At 68.5% G+C, this 17330-nt stretch carries 16 protein-coding genes; 5 read left to right on the top strand and 11 right to left on the bottom strand.

Annotated elements, in window-relative coordinates:
- Positions 1–30: 30 nt before the first annotated feature.
- From BDI24065_RS18880 to rsmA, 3 genes are read left to right on the top strand one after another with little or no spacing between them, the layout of a single operon-like run.
- The gene (locus BDI24065_RS18880) at positions 31–1389 is read left to right on the top strand and encodes a peptidylprolyl isomerase (RefSeq protein WP_175032550.1); all 1359 of its coding nucleotides are present in this window, start codon (positions 31–33) and stop codon (positions 1387–1389) included.
- A gap of 11 nt (positions 1390–1400) precedes the next feature.
- On the top strand, positions 1401–2390 hold the full coding sequence (gene pdxA, locus BDI24065_RS18875) for a 4-hydroxythreonine-4-phosphate dehydrogenase PdxA (RefSeq protein ID WP_175032549.1): 990 nt from the start codon (positions 1401–1403) through the stop codon (positions 2388–2390).
- Between the two features lie 49 nt (positions 2391–2439).
- A complete protein-coding gene (gene rsmA / locus BDI24065_RS18870; RefSeq protein ID WP_047852199.1) occupies positions 2440–3267 on the top strand; it encodes a 16S rRNA (adenine(1518)-N(6)/adenine(1519)-N(6))-dimethyltransferase RsmA in 828 nt (275 codons plus the stop codon).
- Positions 3268–3368: 101 nt separating this feature from the next.
- Here rsmA and BDI24065_RS18865 read toward each other — a convergent pair whose 3' ends face one another.
- Positions 3369–4304 (bottom strand): DMT family transporter, encoded by a 936-nt coding sequence (locus BDI24065_RS18865; protein WP_175032548.1) that lies wholly within the window; start codon positions 4302–4304, stop codon positions 3369–3371.
- Positions 4305–4674: 370 nt separating this feature from the next.
- Here BDI24065_RS18865 and gloA point away from each other — a divergent pair, with 370 nt between their 5' ends.
- Positions 4675–5064: a lactoylglutathione lyase gene (gloA, locus tag BDI24065_RS18860; RefSeq protein ID WP_174955567.1), complete on the top strand. Its 390-nt coding sequence runs from the start codon at positions 4675–4677 to the stop codon at positions 5062–5064.
- Between the two features lie 109 nt (positions 5065–5173).
- Here gloA and BDI24065_RS18855 read toward each other — a convergent pair whose 3' ends face one another.
- Genes BDI24065_RS18855 through glyQ form a run of 5 tightly spaced genes read right to left on the bottom strand, consistent with a single transcriptional unit; the run spans position 5174 to position 10616 of the window.
- Complete coding sequence (locus BDI24065_RS18855; protein WP_175032547.1) at positions 5174–6061, bottom strand: M48 family metallopeptidase; 888 nt, start codon at positions 6059–6061, stop codon at positions 5174–5176.
- Positions 6062–6107: 46 nt separating this feature from the next.
- On the bottom strand, positions 6108–6872 hold the full coding sequence (locus BDI24065_RS18850; RefSeq protein WP_175032546.1) for a lysophospholipid acyltransferase family protein: 765 nt from the start codon (positions 6870–6872) through the stop codon (positions 6108–6110).
- Between the two features lie 43 nt (positions 6873–6915).
- Positions 6916–7479: a D-glycero-beta-D-manno-heptose 1,7-bisphosphate 7-phosphatase gene (gene gmhB / locus BDI24065_RS18845; RefSeq protein WP_175032545.1), complete on the bottom strand. Its 564-nt coding sequence runs from the start codon at positions 7477–7479 to the stop codon at positions 6916–6918.
- A 10-nt stretch (positions 7480–7489) separates the two neighbouring features.
- Positions 7490–9589, bottom strand: a complete 2100-nt coding sequence (gene glyS / locus BDI24065_RS18840) for a glycine--tRNA ligase subunit beta (RefSeq protein WP_175032544.1) — start codon at positions 9587–9589, stop codon at positions 7490–7492.
- 22 nt (positions 9590–9611) lie between these two features.
- Complete coding sequence (gene glyQ / locus BDI24065_RS18835) at positions 9612–10616, bottom strand: glycine--tRNA ligase subunit alpha (RefSeq protein ID WP_175032543.1); 1005 nt, start codon at positions 10614–10616, stop codon at positions 9612–9614.
- A 310-nt stretch (positions 10617–10926) separates the two neighbouring features.
- Here glyQ and BDI24065_RS18830 point away from each other — a divergent pair, with 310 nt between their 5' ends.
- Positions 10927–12564: a tetratricopeptide repeat protein gene (locus BDI24065_RS18830; RefSeq protein WP_175032542.1), complete on the top strand. Its 1638-nt coding sequence runs from the start codon at positions 10927–10929 to the stop codon at positions 12562–12564.
- Between the two features lie 124 nt (positions 12565–12688).
- On the opposite strand, the gene lnt is transcribed toward BDI24065_RS18830, so the two are convergent.
- The 5 genes from lnt to ybeY form a co-directional block, all read right to left on the bottom strand.
- Complete coding sequence (gene lnt, locus BDI24065_RS18825; protein WP_175032541.1) at positions 12689–14377, bottom strand: apolipoprotein N-acyltransferase; 1689 nt, start codon at positions 14375–14377, stop codon at positions 12689–12691.
- Positions 14378–14429: 52 nt separating this feature from the next.
- Positions 14430–15317, bottom strand: coding sequence for an HlyC/CorC family transporter (locus BDI24065_RS18820; protein ID WP_011353131.1), 888 nt, complete (start codon positions 15315–15317; stop codon positions 14430–14432).
- A 308-nt stretch (positions 15318–15625) separates the two neighbouring features.
- Positions 15626–15775: a hypothetical protein gene (locus BDI24065_RS18815; RefSeq protein WP_175013880.1), complete on the bottom strand. Its 150-nt coding sequence runs from the start codon at positions 15773–15775 to the stop codon at positions 15626–15628.
- Between the two features lie 70 nt (positions 15776–15845).
- On the bottom strand, positions 15846–16478 hold the full coding sequence (locus BDI24065_RS18810; RefSeq protein ID WP_175013881.1) for a gamma-glutamylcyclotransferase: 633 nt from the start codon (positions 16476–16478) through the stop codon (positions 15846–15848).
- Positions 16479–16490: 12 nt separating this feature from the next.
- Complete coding sequence (ybeY, locus tag BDI24065_RS18805) at positions 16491–17267, bottom strand: rRNA maturation RNase YbeY (RefSeq protein WP_175032540.1); 777 nt, start codon at positions 17265–17267, stop codon at positions 16491–16493.
- Between the last annotated feature and the right edge of the window lie 63 nt (positions 17268–17330).

Raw genomic sequence — 17330 nt, 5'->3', positions numbered from 1 at the left:
CAGCACGATTTCAATGGAGTTCCAGTGGCAATGAAGAAAACCCTTCGTTTCGCGGCAGTCGTGTCCAGTCTCGCTGCCGCCGCCGCGCTGCTCGCCGCCGCGCCGGCCGCGGCGCAGGCGCTCGGTTCGCAAGGTGCGCAGCTCGCCGACGAAGTCGTCGCGGTCGTCAACAACGACGTGATCACGGGCCGCGAACTCGACCAGCGTGCGGGCCTGATCGCGCGCCGGCTGCAGCAGCAGAATGCACCCGTGCCGCCGACCGACCAGTTGCGCTCGCAGGTGCTGAACCAGATGGTGCTCGAGCGCATCCAGGTGCAGAAGGCCAAGGACGACGGGATCCGCATCGACGACGCAACCGTGCAGTCCACGCTGCAGCGTCTCGCGCAGGCGAACGGCATGACGCTCGACCAGTACCGCGCGCGTCTCGAGGCGCAAGGCGTGCCCTGGAGCATCTTCACGAGCGACGCACGCACCGAGCTGATGCTGTCGAAGCTGCGCGAGCGCGAGGTCGACGGCAAGATCACCGTGTCGGACGCCGAGGTCGCGAACTACATCGCGAGCCAGCGCGGGCCGAGCGCGTCGCAGCAGCAGGACCTGCGCTTCCAGCACATCTTCATCAAGGCGCCGACCAACGCGCCGCAGGCCGACATCGAAGCCGCGCAGAAGAAGGCCGACGCGTTGCTGCAGCAGGCGAAGTCGGGCGCCGATTTCGAGAAGCTCGCGAAGAACAATTCGGAAGCGAACGACGCGAAGAAGGGCGGTGACCTCGGCTTCAAGGCGCCGAGCGCGCTGCCGGCCGACGTCGTCGACGCCGCATCGAAGCTGCGCCCGGGCCAGGTCAACCCGACGCTGATCCGCGTGCCGGACGGCTTCGAGATCGTGCGTCTCGTCGACCGCCGCCAGAGCCAGGGGGCGACTGCCGCCGCACCGAAGATCGTCCAGACGCACGTGCGCCACATCCTGTTGCGCGTGGGCGAAGGCAAGTCGGAAGGCCAGGCGCGCCAGCAACTGGTCGACATCCGCAACCAGGTCGAGGCCGGCGGCGATTTCGCGAAGTTCGCACGCACGTACTCGCAGGACGGTTCGGCGTCGCAAGGCGGCGATCTCGGCTGGATCAGCCCGGGCGAGACCGTGCCGGAATTCGAGCGCGCGATGAACAACCTGCAGGACGGCCAGATCAGCCAGCCGATTCGTACCGAGTACGGCTACCACCTGATCCAGGTGCTGAACCGCCGCGACGCGGAAGGCTCGGTGCAGCAGCAGATGGATATCGCGCGTCAGGCGATCGGCCAGCGCAAGGCCGAGCAGGCGTATGCCGACTGGCTGCGCGAGCTGCGCGATTCGTCGTACGTGCAGTACAAGATCGGCGGCGTCGGCCCGGCGAACTGAGCGAGCTTCAGATGACCACGCCCGCGCTGCAGATCGCGATCACGACAGGCGAACCCGCGGGGGTCGGCCCGGAGCTGACCGTGCAGGCGCTGCGTGACGCCGCGCAGCGCTGGCCCGACGCGCATTTCACCGTTCTCGGCGATGCGGCGCTGCTCGACGCGCGTGCGGCAGCCGTCGGCGCCGACCGGGCTACCCTGGACGGGAGCGGGCCGGTGTCGGTCGCGCATCATGCGCTCGCCGTGCCCGCTCAGGCGGGCAAGCTGGACGCGGCGAACGGCCCGTACGTGCTCGGGCTGCTCGACGCGGCGATCGACGGCGCGCTGGCAGGCCGGTACGACGCGATCGTCACCGCGCCGCTGCAGAAGAGCACGATCAACGATGCGGGCGTGCCGTTCACCGGCCATACCGAATACCTGGCGGAGCGCACGCATACGCCGCGTGTCGTGATGATGCTGGCCGGTACCGGCCACCAGCCGCTGCGCGTCGCGCTCGCGACCACGCACCTGCCGCTGAAGGACGTGTCGGCCGCACTCACGATCGACGGGCTCGTCGAGACGCTCGCGATCATCGATCGCGACCTGCGGCGCGACTTCGGTCTTGCCGCGCCGCGCATCCTCGTGACGGGCCTGAACCCGCACGCGGGCGAGAACGGTTATCTCGGCCGCGAGGAGATCGACGTGATCTCGCCGGCGCTGGCCCGCGCGAACGCGCAGGGCATCGACGCGCGCGGCCCGTATCCGGCCGACACGCTGTTCCAGCCGCGCTATCTCGCCGACGCCGATTGCGTGCTCGCGATGTTCCATGATCAAGGGCTGCCCGTGCTGAAGTATGCGACGTTCGGCGAGGGCATCAACGTGACGCTCGGGCTGCCGATCATCCGGACGTCGGTCGATCACGGCACGGCGCTCGATCTGGCCGGCACGGGCCGTGCGGACCCGGGCAGCATGATCGCCGCGCTCGACACGGCCGTCACGATGGCGCGTCATCGCCGCACGGCCTGACGCGGCCCGGCTTCACCTCATTCGTCGTATTTTTCGTTTTATTCAGTCGATGTCGAACAGCAGACAGCACCAAGGCCACTTCGCGCGCAAGCGCTTCGGGCAGAACTTCCTCGTCGATCACGGCGTGATCGACTCGATCGTCTCGACGATCGGCCCCGCGCGCGGCCAGCGCATGGTCGAGATCGGCCCCGGGCTCGGCGCGCTGACCGAGCCACTGATCGAGCGCCTCGCGACGCCCGAGTCGCCGCTGCATGCGGTCGAACTCGACCGCGACCTGATCGGGCGCCTGCAGCAACGCTTCGGCGCGCTGCTCGAACTGCACGCGGGCGATGCGCTCGCGTTCGACTTCCGTTCGCTCGCGGCGCCCGGCGACAAGCCGTCGCTGCGGATCGTCGGCAACCTGCCGTACAACATTTCCAGCCCGCTGCTGTTTCACCTGATGACGTTCGCCGATGCGGTCATCGACCAGCACTTCATGCTGCAGAACGAAGTGGTCGAACGGATGGTCGCGGAGCCGGGCACGAAGGCGTTTTCGCGGTTGTCGGTGATGCTGCAGTACCGCTACGTGATGGAGAAGATGCTCGACGTGCCGCCGGAATCGTTCCAGCCGCCGCCGAAGGTCGATTCGGCGATCGTCCGGATGATTCCGTACGAGCCGCACGAACTGCCGGACGTCGATCCCGTGCTACTCGGCGAGATCGTCACCGCCGCGTTCTCGCAGCGCCGCAAGATGCTGCGCAATACGCTCGGCGACTATCGCGAGACGATCGATTTCGACGCGCTCGGCTTCGATCTCGCGCGCCGCGCGGAGGATGTGAGCGTGGCCGAATACGTCGGCGTCGCGCAGGCGCTCGCGGCGGTGCGCAAGGCCGGCTAACGCGGGTCACGCATGCCGGACAGGATGTGCGGAAGAGGCTGCCCTGCGGGGCAGCCTTTTTTATTGCGTGTACGTGGATGGGCGCGTGTTGCGCCTGGTCGTCATGCGCGCCGGCGTGGCGGCGCGTTGACGAGTGCGATGCCGGTCAGCACCAGCGCGGCCGCGGACATGAAGCGCCAGCCAACCGATTCGCCGAGCAGCAGCACGCCGAACGCGACGCCGAACAGCGGCGACAGGAACGTGAAGACGGACAGCCGCGACGCGCTGTAGCGCGTCAGCAGCCAGAACCACGACAGGTAGCTGACGAACGCGACGATCACCGACTGGTACGCGAGGCTCGCTACCGCGACCGGTGTGACGTGCGCGAACGACACCTGGCCGAACAGTGCGGCAAGCGCGACCAGCACGACCGCCGATACCGCGAGCTGGTAGAACAGCGTCTTGCTCGCGCTTGCCCGAGCGAGTGCCGTCGAGCGCACGACGACCGTCGTCGCGGCCCACATCGCGCCGCCGAGGATCCCGAGCGCGTCGCCGGCGAGCCCGGCCAGTACCGACGCGCCGGGCGCGCGCGGCTTCAGGAAGCCGTCGGCGAACGCGAGTGCGATGCCGGCGAATGCCAGGCCGACGCCGGCCCACTGCGTGCGCTGCAGCCGTTCGCCCGGTGCGAACAGGTGCAGGCCGAGCGCGGTGAAGCACGGCGCCGTATACAGGAAGATCGCCATGTGCGATGCGCTCGTCAGCGTCAGCCCGAAAAACACGCAGATGAATTCGCCGGCGAACAGCGCACCGGCCGCAACGCCTGCGCCGAACGTGCCGTCCGCCCGGAACAGCGGCGTACCGCGCGAACGGGCCCAGCCCCACAGCAGCACTGCAGCGATCACCGAGCGCAGCCCGGCCTGGAACATCGGCGCGATCGCGGCGTTCGTGCTCTTGATCGCGACTTGCTGGAAGCCCCAGATCGCGCATAGCAGCAGCATCAGGCCGACGGCGCGCGTGTCGAGCGCGCGGCGCACGGGGGCGGCGGCGAGCGTGGTCATCGGCGAACCTCGCCGGTTCGGTACGGCGGCTGCAAGATCGGGAGGGGCGCGCATCCGGCGCGCTCGAATCGGCGGTTTCGCACGGCAGTGTGGCTGTCTAGGGGGAGAGGTGATCGCGTTCGGCGGCGGGCTGCATGCCCGATTTTGGTGCGAGGTGGAAGGATGTTACCCGATCGGCGCGTTGGCCGGGCGAGCCGGATCGTGCTGTTTTCCGCCGTTGCGTTCGCATCGGTTGGTGCCGAAGGGCTGTATCGGCCGCGCGACGAGTGGCCGCTCCCGGCTTGGCGCCCCCCGCCAGGCGTCCCCGGCGAAGTTCACCCGACTCTGGTAGAGTTCCCCGTTCTGGAAAGTCCCCACAGGAGTACAACACATGCGATTGCTGCATACGATGCTGCGAGTCGGCGATCTCGACCGCTCGATCAAGTTCTACACCGAGTTGCTCGGCATGAAGGTGCTGCGCCGCGACGACTATCCGGAAGGCAAGTTCACGCTCGCATTCGTCGGCTACGGCGATGAAAGCAACAACACGGTGATCGAACTGACCCACAACTGGGACACGCCGTCCTACGATCTCGGCACGGGTTTCGGCCATCTGGCGCTGGAAGTCGACGACGCGTACGCGGCCTGCGACAAGATCAAGGCCCAAGGCGGCAAGGTCACGCGCGAAGCGGGCCCGATGAAGCACGGTACGACCGTGATTGCGTTCGTCGAGGATCCGGACGGCTACAAGATCGAGTTCATCCAGAAGAAGGCGCACTGAGCGCCGGATGAACCGGGCAGCGGCGTGCGATGTGCGCCGCTGCCGCAAAAAAGGGCGATGCGGGGGTGACCCGCATCGCCCTTTTTCGTTGGCGGCGACGCCGTGCGCATCAAAGCGACGGCAGCAACTCGGGCGGGTGATGCTTGAGCGTGTGCCGCGCTTCGCGGAACTCGGGGAAGATCGACTCGACGGTCTGCCAGAAGGCCGGGCTGTGGTTCATCTCGCGCAGGTGCGACAGCTCGTGCGCGACGACGTAGTCGATGATCGACATCGGGAAATGGATCAGCCGCCAGTTCAGGCGGATCTTGCCGTCGCTCGAGCAACTGCCCCAGCGCGTCGCGGCCGACGACAGCGCATACATCGAATACGTGACGCCGAGCATCTCCGCATAGACCGCGAGGCGTTCCCCGAAGATGCGCTTCGCTTCGCCCTGCAGCCAGCCCTGCACGCGATCCTTGATCTGCTGCATGTCGGCCTGCACGGGTAGCGGCAACGAGAGCCGCAGCGCATCGGCATCGAATGCGACGGCGCCCGCGCCGAGCGCGATCGTCACCGTCTTGCCGAGGTACGGGAGCTGCGCGCCGTCGCGCCAGTCGATCTGCGGCAGCGCGCGTTGCTCGGTGCGCGTCTTCCACTCCGCGAGCTTCGCGAAGATCCAGCGCTGTTTCTCGGCGATCGCGGCTTCGATGTCGGCGAGCGTGACCCAGCGCGGCGCGGTGATCGACAGCCCGCTGCCGTCGATCGTAAAACCGATCGTGCGGCGCGCCGAGCGCTTCAGGCGGTATTCGAGCACGCGGCTGTCGAGTGCGAACGTGCGCACGCGCGAGCGGTCGGGCGCCGGGCCCGGGTCGAGGGGGGCGGCGGGTGCCGCTTCGGGTGGTGCCGGCGGCGTGGCGGGCGCGGACGGTGCGGCGGCCGGCCCGTCGAAGAGCGGCAGGTCCATCTGGCGATGATCGAGGGCCACGACGGCAGGCCGTGGCCGCGGACGCTGTTTCATCAGTTCGCTTCTTTTTGTCGTACGCAACGGCTGCAACCTGGGGGCGTCAGACACGCGCGGCATCGCGCGTGCCGGCATTGCCCGCCTGGCGATACGAATCCGGATCGATCCGGCGCATTTCCGCTTCGATCCATGCTTCGACCTGCGAGTTCAATGCATCGGGCGTCAGCCCGTCGCTCGGGATCGGCTTGCCGATCGACACGGTGACGACACCGGGGAATTTCGTGAACGAGTTGCGCGGCCACACCCGACCTGCATTGTGCGCGATCGGCACGACCGGTGCGCCGGTTTCGATCGCGAAGCGCGCGCCGCCCGTCTTGTACTTGCCCTGCTTGCCGACCGGCGTGCGCGTGCCTTCCGGGAACATGATCATCCATGCACCTTCCGACAGGCGCTTCTTGCCCTGGCGGATCACCGACACGAATGCATTCTTGCCTTCCTTGCGGTTGATGTTGACCATGTGCAGCATCCCGAGCGCCCAGCCGAAGAACGGCACGTACAGCAGCTCGCGCTTGAACACGTAGCAGAGCGGCTTCGGCATCAGCGCCGGGAACGCGAGCGTCTCCCATGCGGACTGGTGCTTCGACAGCAGCACCGCCGGGCCGTCAGGCAGGTTCTCGAACCCTTCGATCCGGTAGCGGATGCCGTTCAGCCAGCGCACGACCCACAGCGTCGACTTGCACCAGCCGGCCGCCATCCAGTAGCGCGCGTCGGAGCGCATGAACGGAAAGGCGATGAAGCACGCGGTGGCGTATGGCACCGTGTACACGATGAAGTAGATCAGCAGCAGCAGGGAGCGGACGAAGCGCATCGGCGTAAGTCTGGCGTTAGGGAGGATGCGCGCGGTGGCTGCATCACTCGTGTTCGTGTGAAAGGAAATCGAGCGCGAACGCGCGCAGGTCGTCGTGGACCTTCGTGCCGGGCGGCAGGTTGCCGGCGGCGAGCGTCTTCTTGCCCTTGCCGGTGAGCACGAGGTGCGGCTGGAAGCCGACCGCGACGCCGGCCTGCAGGTCGCGCAGCGAATCGCCGACGACCGGCGTGTGATCGGGATCGATCTCGAAGCGCTCGGCGATCATCTGCATCATGCCGGGTTTCGGCTTGCGGCAGTCGCAGTGATCCTCGGCCGTGTGCGGGCAGAAGAACACCGCGTCGATACGTGCGCCGACCGCGGCCGCCGCGCGATGCATCTTCAGATGCATCTCGTTGAGCGTGGCCATGTCGAACAGCCCGCGACCGATGCCGGACTGGTTGGTCGCGACGACCACGCGATAACCCGCGTGGTTGAGCCGGGCGATCGCCTCGAGGGCGCCGGGCAGCGCGATCCATTCGTCGGGCGTCTTGATGAACGCATCCGAATCGACGTTGATCACGCCGTCCCGGTCGAGGACGACGAGCTTTCGGTTGGGGCTGGTCGGCATCGTGCGGCCCTTATGCAGCGAGCTTCGAGATGTCGGCGACGCAGTTCATCTGCTGGTGCAGCGCGGACAGCAGCGCGAGGCGGTTCGCGCGCAGCGCCGGATCTTCCGCGTTGACCATCACGTCGTTGAAGAACGTGTCGACCGGTGCGCGCAGTGCGGCGAGCGCCGACAGCGCGCCCGTGTACGCACGCGCCTCGAGCTGCGACTGCACGTGCGGCGTCACGGCCGCGAGCTGTTCGTGCAGCGCCTTCTCGGCGGCCTCGACGAGCAGCGCCGGCTGTACCGCACCGTTTGCGCCGCCTTCCGACTTCTTCAGGATGTTCGAGATCCGCTTGTTCGCGGCCGCGAGCGCTTCGGCTTCCGCGAGGCGCGTGAATTCGCGCACCGCGTCGAGGCGTGCGACGAGATCGTCGACGCGCGTCGGGTTCAGGCTCAGCACCGCGTCGATTTCGCCGGCCGAGTAGCCGCGCTCGCGCAGCAGGCCGCGCAGGCGATCCATGAAGAACGCGAGGATCGCATCGGTCGATTCGGCCACGCCCGGCACGCCTTCGAAGCGTGCATGGGCCGTGCGCAGCAGCGCCACGAGATCGAGCGGCAGCTGCTTCTCGAGCAGCAGGCGCAGCACGCCGAGCGCGTGGCGGCGCAGCGCGAACGGATCCTTCTCGCCGGTCGGCGCGAGGCCGATGCCCCAGATGCCGACGATCGTCTCGAGCTTGTCGGCGAGCGCGACGGCGGTCGACACCGGCGAGGTCGGCAGGGCGTCGCCGGAGAAGCGCGGCTGGTAGTGCTCGGCGCACGCGAGCGCGACGTCGTCGGCTTCGCCGTCGTGGCGCGCGTAGTACGTGCCCATCGTGCCCTGCAGTTCCGGGAACTCGCCGACCATGTCGGTCAGCAGGTCGGCCTTCGCGAGACGCGCGGCGCGCTTCGCGAGCGTGGCGTCGGCGCCGATCGCGGGCGCGATCTCGCCGGCCAGCGCTTCAAGGCGCTCGACGCGTGCGAGCGCCGAACCGAGCTTGTTGTGATACACGACGTTCGCGAGCTGCGGCACGCGGTCGGCGAGCGGCTTCTTCTTGTCCTGCTCGAAGAAGAACTTCGCATCGGCGAGGCGCGGGCGCACGACGCGCTCGTTGCCTTCGATTATCTCGCCCGGCGTCTTCGTCTCGATGTTCGACACGATCAGGAAGCGCGAGCGCAGCTTGCCGGCGACGTCGGTCAGCGCGAAATACTTCTGGTTCGTCTGCATCGTGAGGATCAGGCATTCCTGCGGGACCTGCAGGAATTCGTCCTCGAAGCGGCACGGGTAGACGACCGGCCATTCGACCAGCGACGTCACTTCGTCGAGCAGCGACTCGGGCATCACGACGGTATCGCCGTTCGCGTGTTCGTTCAGCTGCGTGCGGATCGTTTCGCGGCGATCGGCGAAGTGCGCGATCACGCGGCCCTTGTCGCGCAGCGTGTCGGCGTACGCGCGTGCATGCTGGATCGCGACGAGGCCGTCGGACAGGAAGCGGTGGCCGAGCGTGGTATCGCCGGCGTCGATGCCGAATGCGGTGACGGGCACGATGCGATCGTCGTGCAGCACCGTCAGGCGATGCACCGGGCGCACGAACTTCACGTCGGAGCCGTCCGGGCGCTGGTAGGTCATGAACTTCGGGATCGGCAGCTTCGCGAGCGTTTCGTCGAGCGCGGCCTGCAGGCCGTCGGCGAGCGTCGCGCCGGCTGCCGAGTAGTTGATGAAGAACGCTTCGGCCTTGCCGTCCTGCGCGCGTTCGAGATCCGCGATCGACAGGTTCGGGTGGCCGAGCGCCGCGAGCTTCTTCGCGAGCGGCGCGGTCGGCTTGCCTTCGGCGTCGAGTGCGACCGACACGGGCAGGACCTTTTCGCGGACCTGCTTTTCAGGTGCGACGGCGCGCACGTTCTGCACGACGACGGCGAGGCGGCGCGGCGTGGCGTAGCGTTCGAACACGAGTTCGCCGTCAACGAGGTCGCGTGCCGCGAGGCGTTGCGCGAGACCTTCGGCGAATGCGTCGCCGAGGCGCGCGAGGGCCTTCGGCGGCAGCTCTTCGGTCAGCAGTTCGACGAGCAGGGGGGCGGGATGATTGTGCGTCATGATTGGAATGAATCTCGTCTCGTCAGTCCTGATCGATCTTGCGTTCGACCTTGAGCGGCGGCACCCACGCCGGCTGGGCGGCGTCCTGGGCGTCGGTGGTGAGGCCCGGCACGCCCGGCGGGTTGCCGAGCATCGGGAAGCCGAGCTTCTCGCGCGAGTCGTAGTAAGCCTGTGCGACGAGACGCGACAGCGCGCGGATGCGGCCGATGTACGCCGCGCGCTCGGTGACCGAGATCGCGCCGCGTGCGTCGAGCAGGTTGAACGTGTGGCCGGCCTTCAGCACGAGCTCGTACGCGGGCAGCGCGAGCTGTGCGTCGATCATCTTCTTCGCTTCCGCTTCGTAGCTGTTGAAGAACGTGAACAGCAGGTCGACGTTCGCGTGCTCGAAGTTGTAGGTCGACTGCTCGACCTCGTTCTGGTGATAGACGTCGCCATACGACAGGCGGCGCAGCTCGGGGCCGTTCGGGCCTTGCTCTTCCCACTCGGTCCACACGAGGTCGTACACGTTCTCGACCTTCTGCAGGTACATCGCGAGGCGCTCGAGGCCGTACGTGATCTCGCCGAGCACCGGCTTGCATTCGAGGCCGCCGACTTCCTGGAAATACGTGAACTGCGTGACTTCCATCCCGTTCAGCCACACTTCCCAGCCGAGGCCCCACGCGCCGAGCGTCGGGTTTTCCCAGTCGTCCTCGACGAAGCGCACGTCGTTCTGCTTCAGGTCGAAGCCGAGCGCTTCGAGCGAGCCGAGGTACAGGTCGAGGATGTTTTCCGGCGCCGGCTTGAGCACGACCTGGTACTGGTAGTAGTGCTGCAGGCGGTTCGGGTTCTCGCCGTAACGGCCGTCCTTCGGGCGGCGCGACGGCTGCACGTAAGCGGCGCGCCACGGCTCGGGGCCGACCGCGCGCAGGAACGTGTGGACGTGCGACGTGCCCGCGCCGACTTCCATGTCGATGGGCTGGAGCAGGGCGCAACCCTGCTTGTCCCAGTAGGACTGCAGCGTCAGGATGATTTGCTGAAACGTAAGCATGAAGAGCCTTCGTGGCGCTGGCGCTCCGTTGCGGGCGGCGCTCCGGGCGGGGCCCGGAGGGTCGGCTCGCGCGGCGGCGCGGCTTGTTAGTGTGCTGAAACGCGTAATTTTACCGGATCGGCGAGCGGATGCGGCCGGAACGCGGGCGGCCGCACCGTCGACCCCGTTCGAGCGGCCTGCGCAGGCGCGCCGGGCGGCCGCGCGCAGCATGTCGCGACGCGGGTGCCGCGCGGCTTCGCACGGGCGTTAAGATGCGCGTATTGCGGTGCGCGCGACGTGTGCCGCGCGACCGCTAGCCGATCCCGACTGCATGGACGAACCGACCGACATCCTCATTCCGCTGCTTCCGCCCTTCCTCGCGCTGCTCGGGCAGGCCGGCGATGCGCAGGCGCGCGGCGAGCACGCCGCGCACGACCTGTGGCTCGCCGCCGCCGCGCATCTGCATGCGGTCGACGCCGATGCGCTCGCGCAGCTCACCGGCGCGCTCGTCGCGCGGCAGCGCACGGCCGACGCGGTCGCGCTCGCCGAATGCGCGGCGCGCGTGCAGCCCGGCGCCACCGCGTACTTCAATCACGGCTACGCGCTGCAGATGGCGGGCCGTCACGCGGACGCCGTGGCGCCGTATCGCGCGGCGCTGGCGCTCGATGCCGGGCGGCCATCGCTGCGCAACAACCTCGCGATCGCGCTACGGCTGTCGGGCAGCGACCGCGCGGAGGAGATTGCGCTGCTGGAAGCGGCCGTGCATGCCGATCCGCACGACGTACAGGCGTGGATCAACCTCGTCGTCGCGCGGATCGCGACGCACGACCTGGACGGCGCGCTCGCGTGCGCCGCGCGGCTCGTCGAGCTCGCGCCCGACAACGCGCTCGCGATGAACAACGTCGCGCTGGCGATGAAGGAGGCGCAGCGCTGGGACGACGCCGAGCGCTACGCGGCGCGCGCGTGCGAGCTGGCGCCCGGCGACGCGTCGTACCGTTTCAACCTGGCGATCGTCCAGCTCGTGCGCGGCAACCTCGCGGCCGGCTGGCGCGGCCACGAGGCACGCTGGGACGGCGCGGGCGAGTTGCGCGGCCGCCGGCCGGTGCTGCCGGGCCCGCGCTGGCAGGGCGAGCCGCTCGCCGGCAAGACGCTGCTCGTGTGGGGCGAGCAGGGGCTCGGCGACGTGCTGCAGTTCTGCCGCTTCGTTGCGCCGCTCGCCGAGCGCGTGCATCGCGAGGGCGGCCGGCTCATCTGGAATACGTTCCCGCTGGTCGGCACACTGATGCAGCGCAGCCTCGGCGCGCATGCGGATGCGTTCAGTGCGGGCGGCGGCGTCGACGTGCTGCCCGCCTTCGATTACGAATTACCGCTGATCGGCCTGCCGCTGATGCTCGGCATGGAAGCGTCGACGCTTGCGTCGTCGGTGCCGTACCTGCGGGCCGATCCGTCCGCGCGGGACGCGTGGCGTGCGCGGCTCGCGGGCGACAGCCGGCTGAAGGTCGGGCTCGTGTGGACCGGCAGTGCGGGGCACCAGCGCAATCCGTTCCGGCGTGTCGGGCTCGAGCGCTATGCCGATGCATTCCGCGGGATCGACGGCGTCGCGTTCTATTCGCTGCAGCCGGGCGCGAACGCGGATGTCGTGGCGGCGCGCGCGGCCGGCTTTGCGATCGAGGATGTCACGGCGGAACTGACGAGCTTCGACGACACGGCCGCATTCATCGGCGCGCTGGATCTCGTGATCACCGTGTGCACGTCGGTCGCGCACCTGGCGGGCGCGCTCGGCGCGCGCACCTGGGTGCTGCTCGACGTGAATCCGCACTGGCCGTGGCTGCTCGAACGCAAGGACAGCCCGTGGTACCCGACCGCGACGCTGTACCGGCAACCGGCGTTCGACGCGTGGGAGCCGGTGATGGAGGCGGTGAGCGGCGACCTGCGGCGCCTGGCCGCGCAGCCGGTTCAACCGGCTTAATCGGTTCAACCGGTGGAGTCGGCCCGGCAGGCCTGAGCGGCCGGGCGGCTCGCGGCCATGGGCCGCTGCCGCATGTTGCAGGCGGCGACGGCCGCCGCGCACTGCGCAGCGGCCGCCCGTTGCGTCATTCCGGCTGGTCGTCGCCGTTCTTGTTGCCGTTGCGCCGGCGCAGCCCGGGGCCGAACGTGAAGCCGAACGCGAGCAGCACGAGCGACACCGCAAGCACGATGTTGTTGCCGCTCGTCACGTAAGGCGTGAAGCCGCTCGTGCCTTCGATCCGCACGTCGAGCGAGCCGATCGTGAACGGCTTCAGCTGGCCGAGCACGCGACCGTGCGCATCGATCGCGGCCGTCATCCCCGTGTTGGTCGAGCGCAGCATCGGCCGGCCCGTCTCGAGCGAGCGCATCCGCGCGATCTGCAGGTGCTGGTCGAGCGCGATCGTGTCGCCGAACCATGCGAGGTTCGTCACGTTGACGAGCACGCCCGGCGGCTGCGGATTGTCGCGGATCGTCGCGGCGATTTCCTCGCCGAACAAGTCCTCGTAGCAGATGTCGGCCATCACGGGCTGGTTGTGCACGAGGAACGGCTTCTGCACCGGCGCGCCGCGCGCGAAGTCGCCGAGCGGCATCTTCATCAGGTCGACGAACCACCGGAAGCCCCACGGGATGAATTCGCCGAAGGGCACGAGGTGGTGCTTGTCGTAGTGATAGATGTCGCGCGAATTAGGCGTCACGCCGTACAGGCTGTTCGTATAGTCGACGTAGTGGCCGTCCTCGGTCACCGATGCGCCGACCGCGCCGAACAGCACGGCCGAGCCCGTCGTGTCGCTGAACTTGCGGATTGCGACCGCGAACGGCTCGGGCAGCTCCTGGATCATCACCGCGATCGCGGTTTCCGGCGTGACGATCAGGTCGGCCGGCTTCTCGACGATCATCTGCGTGTACATCTTGATCGCCGCGTCGATGCCCGCTTCCTCGAACTTGATGTCCTGCTTCACGTTGCCCTGCAGCAGCCGCACGGTGAGCGGCGCGTTCGCGGGCACGGTCCAGGTGACCTGCGACAGCCCGAGACCGGCCGCGATCAGCGCGAGCGCGATGCCGGCCGGCGCGGCGATGCGCACGCGCGCATTGCCGGCGCGGGGCTCGGCGAGCGGCGACGGCCGGGCGGCGGCGAGCGCCTGCACGACCAGCGCGGCGAACAGCGCGAGCACCCAAGCGATCCCGTACACGCCGGCGACCGGCGCGAAGCCGGCGAACGGGCCGTCGACCTGCGGATAGCCGCTGGCGAGCCACGGGAAGCCGGTGAGGACGGTGCCGCGCAGCCATTCGCCGAGCGCCCAGGCGCTCGCGAACGCGAATGCGCCATGCCAGGTCGGCAAGAACGGCCGCGGGTCGGGCGTGCGGCGATGCCACGCATGGCCCGCGCAGAACGACCACAGCGCGGCGGAGAACGCCGGGTACAGCGACAGGTACAGCGAGAACAGCACGAGCGCGCCGCCCGCGAGCGGCGCGGCCATCTCGCCGTACACGTGCATGCTGATGTAGAGCCACCAGATGCCGGTGATGAAGTTGCCGAAGCCGAACGCACCGCCGGTGAGCGCGGCGCTGCGCCAGCTTGCGGTGCGCGTGAGCTGCGCGAAAAACCAGACGAATACGACGAGTTGCAGCCAGCCGCCATGCGGCGTCGGTGCGAAGCTGAGCGTATTGGCTGCGCCGGCGAGCAGCGCGGCCGGGTAGTGCCAGCGCGGCAGCGCGCGGCCGGGTGTCGGCGCGAGAAGGCCGCCAGCCGGGCGGGACAGGATCGGATCGTCCATGTGAAGCGGAAGTGGGCGAGCGGTTGTGGAACGCGCGGCTGGCGCGCGACGGTCAGTCCTCGTGCGAGGCTTCGGCGCGACGGCTGGCGAGCGGGTTGCGGCGCACCAGCAGTACGTGGACCTGGCGTGCATCGCCGCGCTGGATCTCGAACACGAGATTGCCGAGCTGCAGCTTCTCGCCGCGATGCGGGACGCGGCCGAAATGATGCGTGATCAGCCCGCCGATCGTGTCGACTTCGTCGTCGGGGAAATCGGTGCCGAACGTCTCGTTGAACTGTTCGATCTCGGTGAGCGCACGCACGCGGTAGCGGCCGTCGGGCCCCGAGATGATGTTGCCGGCTTCCTCGTCGAAGTCGTATTCGTCCTCGATGTCGCCGACGATCTGTTCGAGCACGTCCTCGATCGTGATCAGGCCCGCGACGCCGCCGTATTCGTCGACGACGATCGCGAGGTGGTTGCGGTTCACGCGGAAGTCGTGCAACAGCACGTTCAGGCGCTTCGATTCGGGAATGAACACGGCCGGGCGCAGCATCCCGCGCACGTCGAATTCCTCTTCGGCATAGAAGCGCAGCAGGTCCTTCGCGAGCAGCACGCCGATGACGTTGTCGCGGTTCTCCTCGTACACGGGGTAGCGCGAGTGCGCCTTTTCGAGGACGAACGGGATGAAATCTTCAGGCTTGTCGGCGATGTTGATCGCGTCCATCTGTGCGCGCGGCACCATGATGTCGCGTGCGCACAGGTCGGATACCTGGAACACGCCTTCGATCATCGACAGCGAATCGGCGTCGATCAGGTTGCGCTCGTGGGCGTCCTGCAGGATTTCCAGCAGCTCGCCGCGGGATTCGGGCTCGGGCGAGATGAAGTCGGTCAGGCGCTCGAGCAGCGAGCGCTTTTCTTGCGGTTTGTCGGTTGGCTTACGACTGGGATACGAATCGTTCATGGTGGTGCGCCCGGGTCATGCCGGAGCGCGCTGTCACGGAGTAGGCAAGGATACACCAAGGGCACGACGCAACCGTGTCACACCAGCCGCACGGCCAGGGTGGGCAGCTCGCGCGGGCCCCGCTCGCAGACGGCCGCGCCGCGCGCGACATCGTCCTTGGTTCCATCCTATCTCAGAAAAGGGCGGCGGGGCAGCGGCGGCAAAAAACGGGTGCGGAAGGGACGGGAAGCCCTGACGCGGGAAAACGTCCGGCGGAGGCGGTCGGGGCGGCATTCTGACGCACGCGGGCGTCGCGGCGTCGTCGGGGTTCAGAACCGCATGCCGGCCGAGCAACCGCCGGCGGCTGCGCCGTTGGTCGCGGCGCCGCCGCAGCCCAGTATCCCGCAGCCGGACAGCGCGACGCTCGCGGCGACGATCAGCGCGGCAACCTTGCAACGCGACCAGCGTGACGGTTTCATCGGGCGTGCCCTCGTTCGAATGCGCACGCGGCGCGGCAGCGCGTGGCGGCAAGCCGGGCGCCGTGCCGCGTCACCGGCATCGCGCGAGCAGCCCTTCCAGTGCGCGATCGGGGATGCCGCTTGCACGCAGCGCGTCGACCGTGCGACTCACGTAGTCGAGCGTCGTGCCGTAGCGGCCGGCCGCGCAGCCGAACACTTCCTTGACGACGGGATCGGACAGCTTGCCCGTATAGGTCGGCGCGTCGCGACGCATCACGAACGCGAGTGCGTTCACGCGCTCGCCGTTCTCGAGCGAGCACGGCAGCCACGCGGGCCGGTATGAACCCATCGGCATTTCGCGCTTCCACAGCGTTTCGAGGTGCGGCTGGGCGGTCGGTCCGGCGAGCCGGAATGCGATGCCCGAGCATGAGCCGCCGCGATCGAGCGCGAGTACGAGGCCCGGGCGCTCGGGGGTGCCGCGGTTCACGCGCGACCACAGGTAGAGCCCGCGATGGTAGCCGTGCACCTTGCCGCGCACGGCGGCGATGGTCGGCAATCCCGGGTTCCAGATCAGCGAGCCATAGCCGAACAGCCAGAGATCCTGCCGGCCGTCCCAGTCGCGCATCGTGTGCGCGAGCGATGCCGCGAGCTCGTCCTCCGTCAGCAGGCGCCCGTCGCCGATCGACGGCGGGTAGGCGGGCGGGAGCGTCGCGGCGTTGCGCATCGTGCGGACGGCTTACTGGTACGGGTTCGGGAAGCCCAGCTTGGCGAGGATGTCGACTTCGAGCGCTTCCATTTCGGCCGCGTCCTCGTCGCTCGTCTCGTGGTCGTAGCCCTGCGCGTGCAGCGCACCGTGCACCAGCAGGTGCGCGTAATGGGCCGTGAGCGGCTTGCCCTGGTCGTGCGCTTCCTTCTCGACGACCGGGCAGCACAGCACGAGGTCGCCGATCACGGTGCCGTCGGGCGCCGCGTCGTACGCGAAGGTCAGCACGTTGGTCGGGTAGTCCTTGTGGCGGTAGCCGGCGTTCAGCGTACGGCCTTCTTCTTCGCCGACGAAGCGCACGGTGAGCTGCGCGCTGGCGAACAGCGCCGGCTCGATCCATTCGGCGATCAGCTTGCGCTTCGGCAGCGTCTTGCGCACGTCGCTCGTGATTTCGTCACCGAATTGCACGGACAGGTCGAGCTCCGGTTCGCGCAGCGCGTCTTCGGTGTCGTCTTCGCGCGGTGCGGGCTCGGCACCCACGTGCAGCGTCACGCTGTCGTAGTGCTCGGGCTGCAGCGCGAGCTTCGCGCGCATGGCCGGATCGTTGTGCTGCGCGACGATCGCGACGGCGGCTTCCCCCGAACTGCCCGACAGGTCGAACATCAGGCTGCGGCCATCCGGGAAGTCGATTCGCAGCCCTTGCGCGTTGACGGTCCGGGCCTTGCCCTTCGCATCGAACAGCGAAAGGCGGGGGGAGGCGGGCGCGGCGGACTGGGCGCGCCCGGACTTGCGGGAACGGGAGGATTTCATGACGCGTGCGGCGATTAGGACGCGTTGAGGATACACCAAACGGCCGATCGCACCCGAATTCAC

It is taken from the genome of Burkholderia lata (genome assembly GCF_902499025.1).
In the GTDB taxonomy this organism is placed as follows: Bacteria; Pseudomonadota; Gammaproteobacteria; order Burkholderiales; family Burkholderiaceae; genus Burkholderia; species Burkholderia lata_C.
Note: the sequence above shows the minus strand (reverse complement) of the source record. Positions and strands in the feature narration are given on the sequence as shown.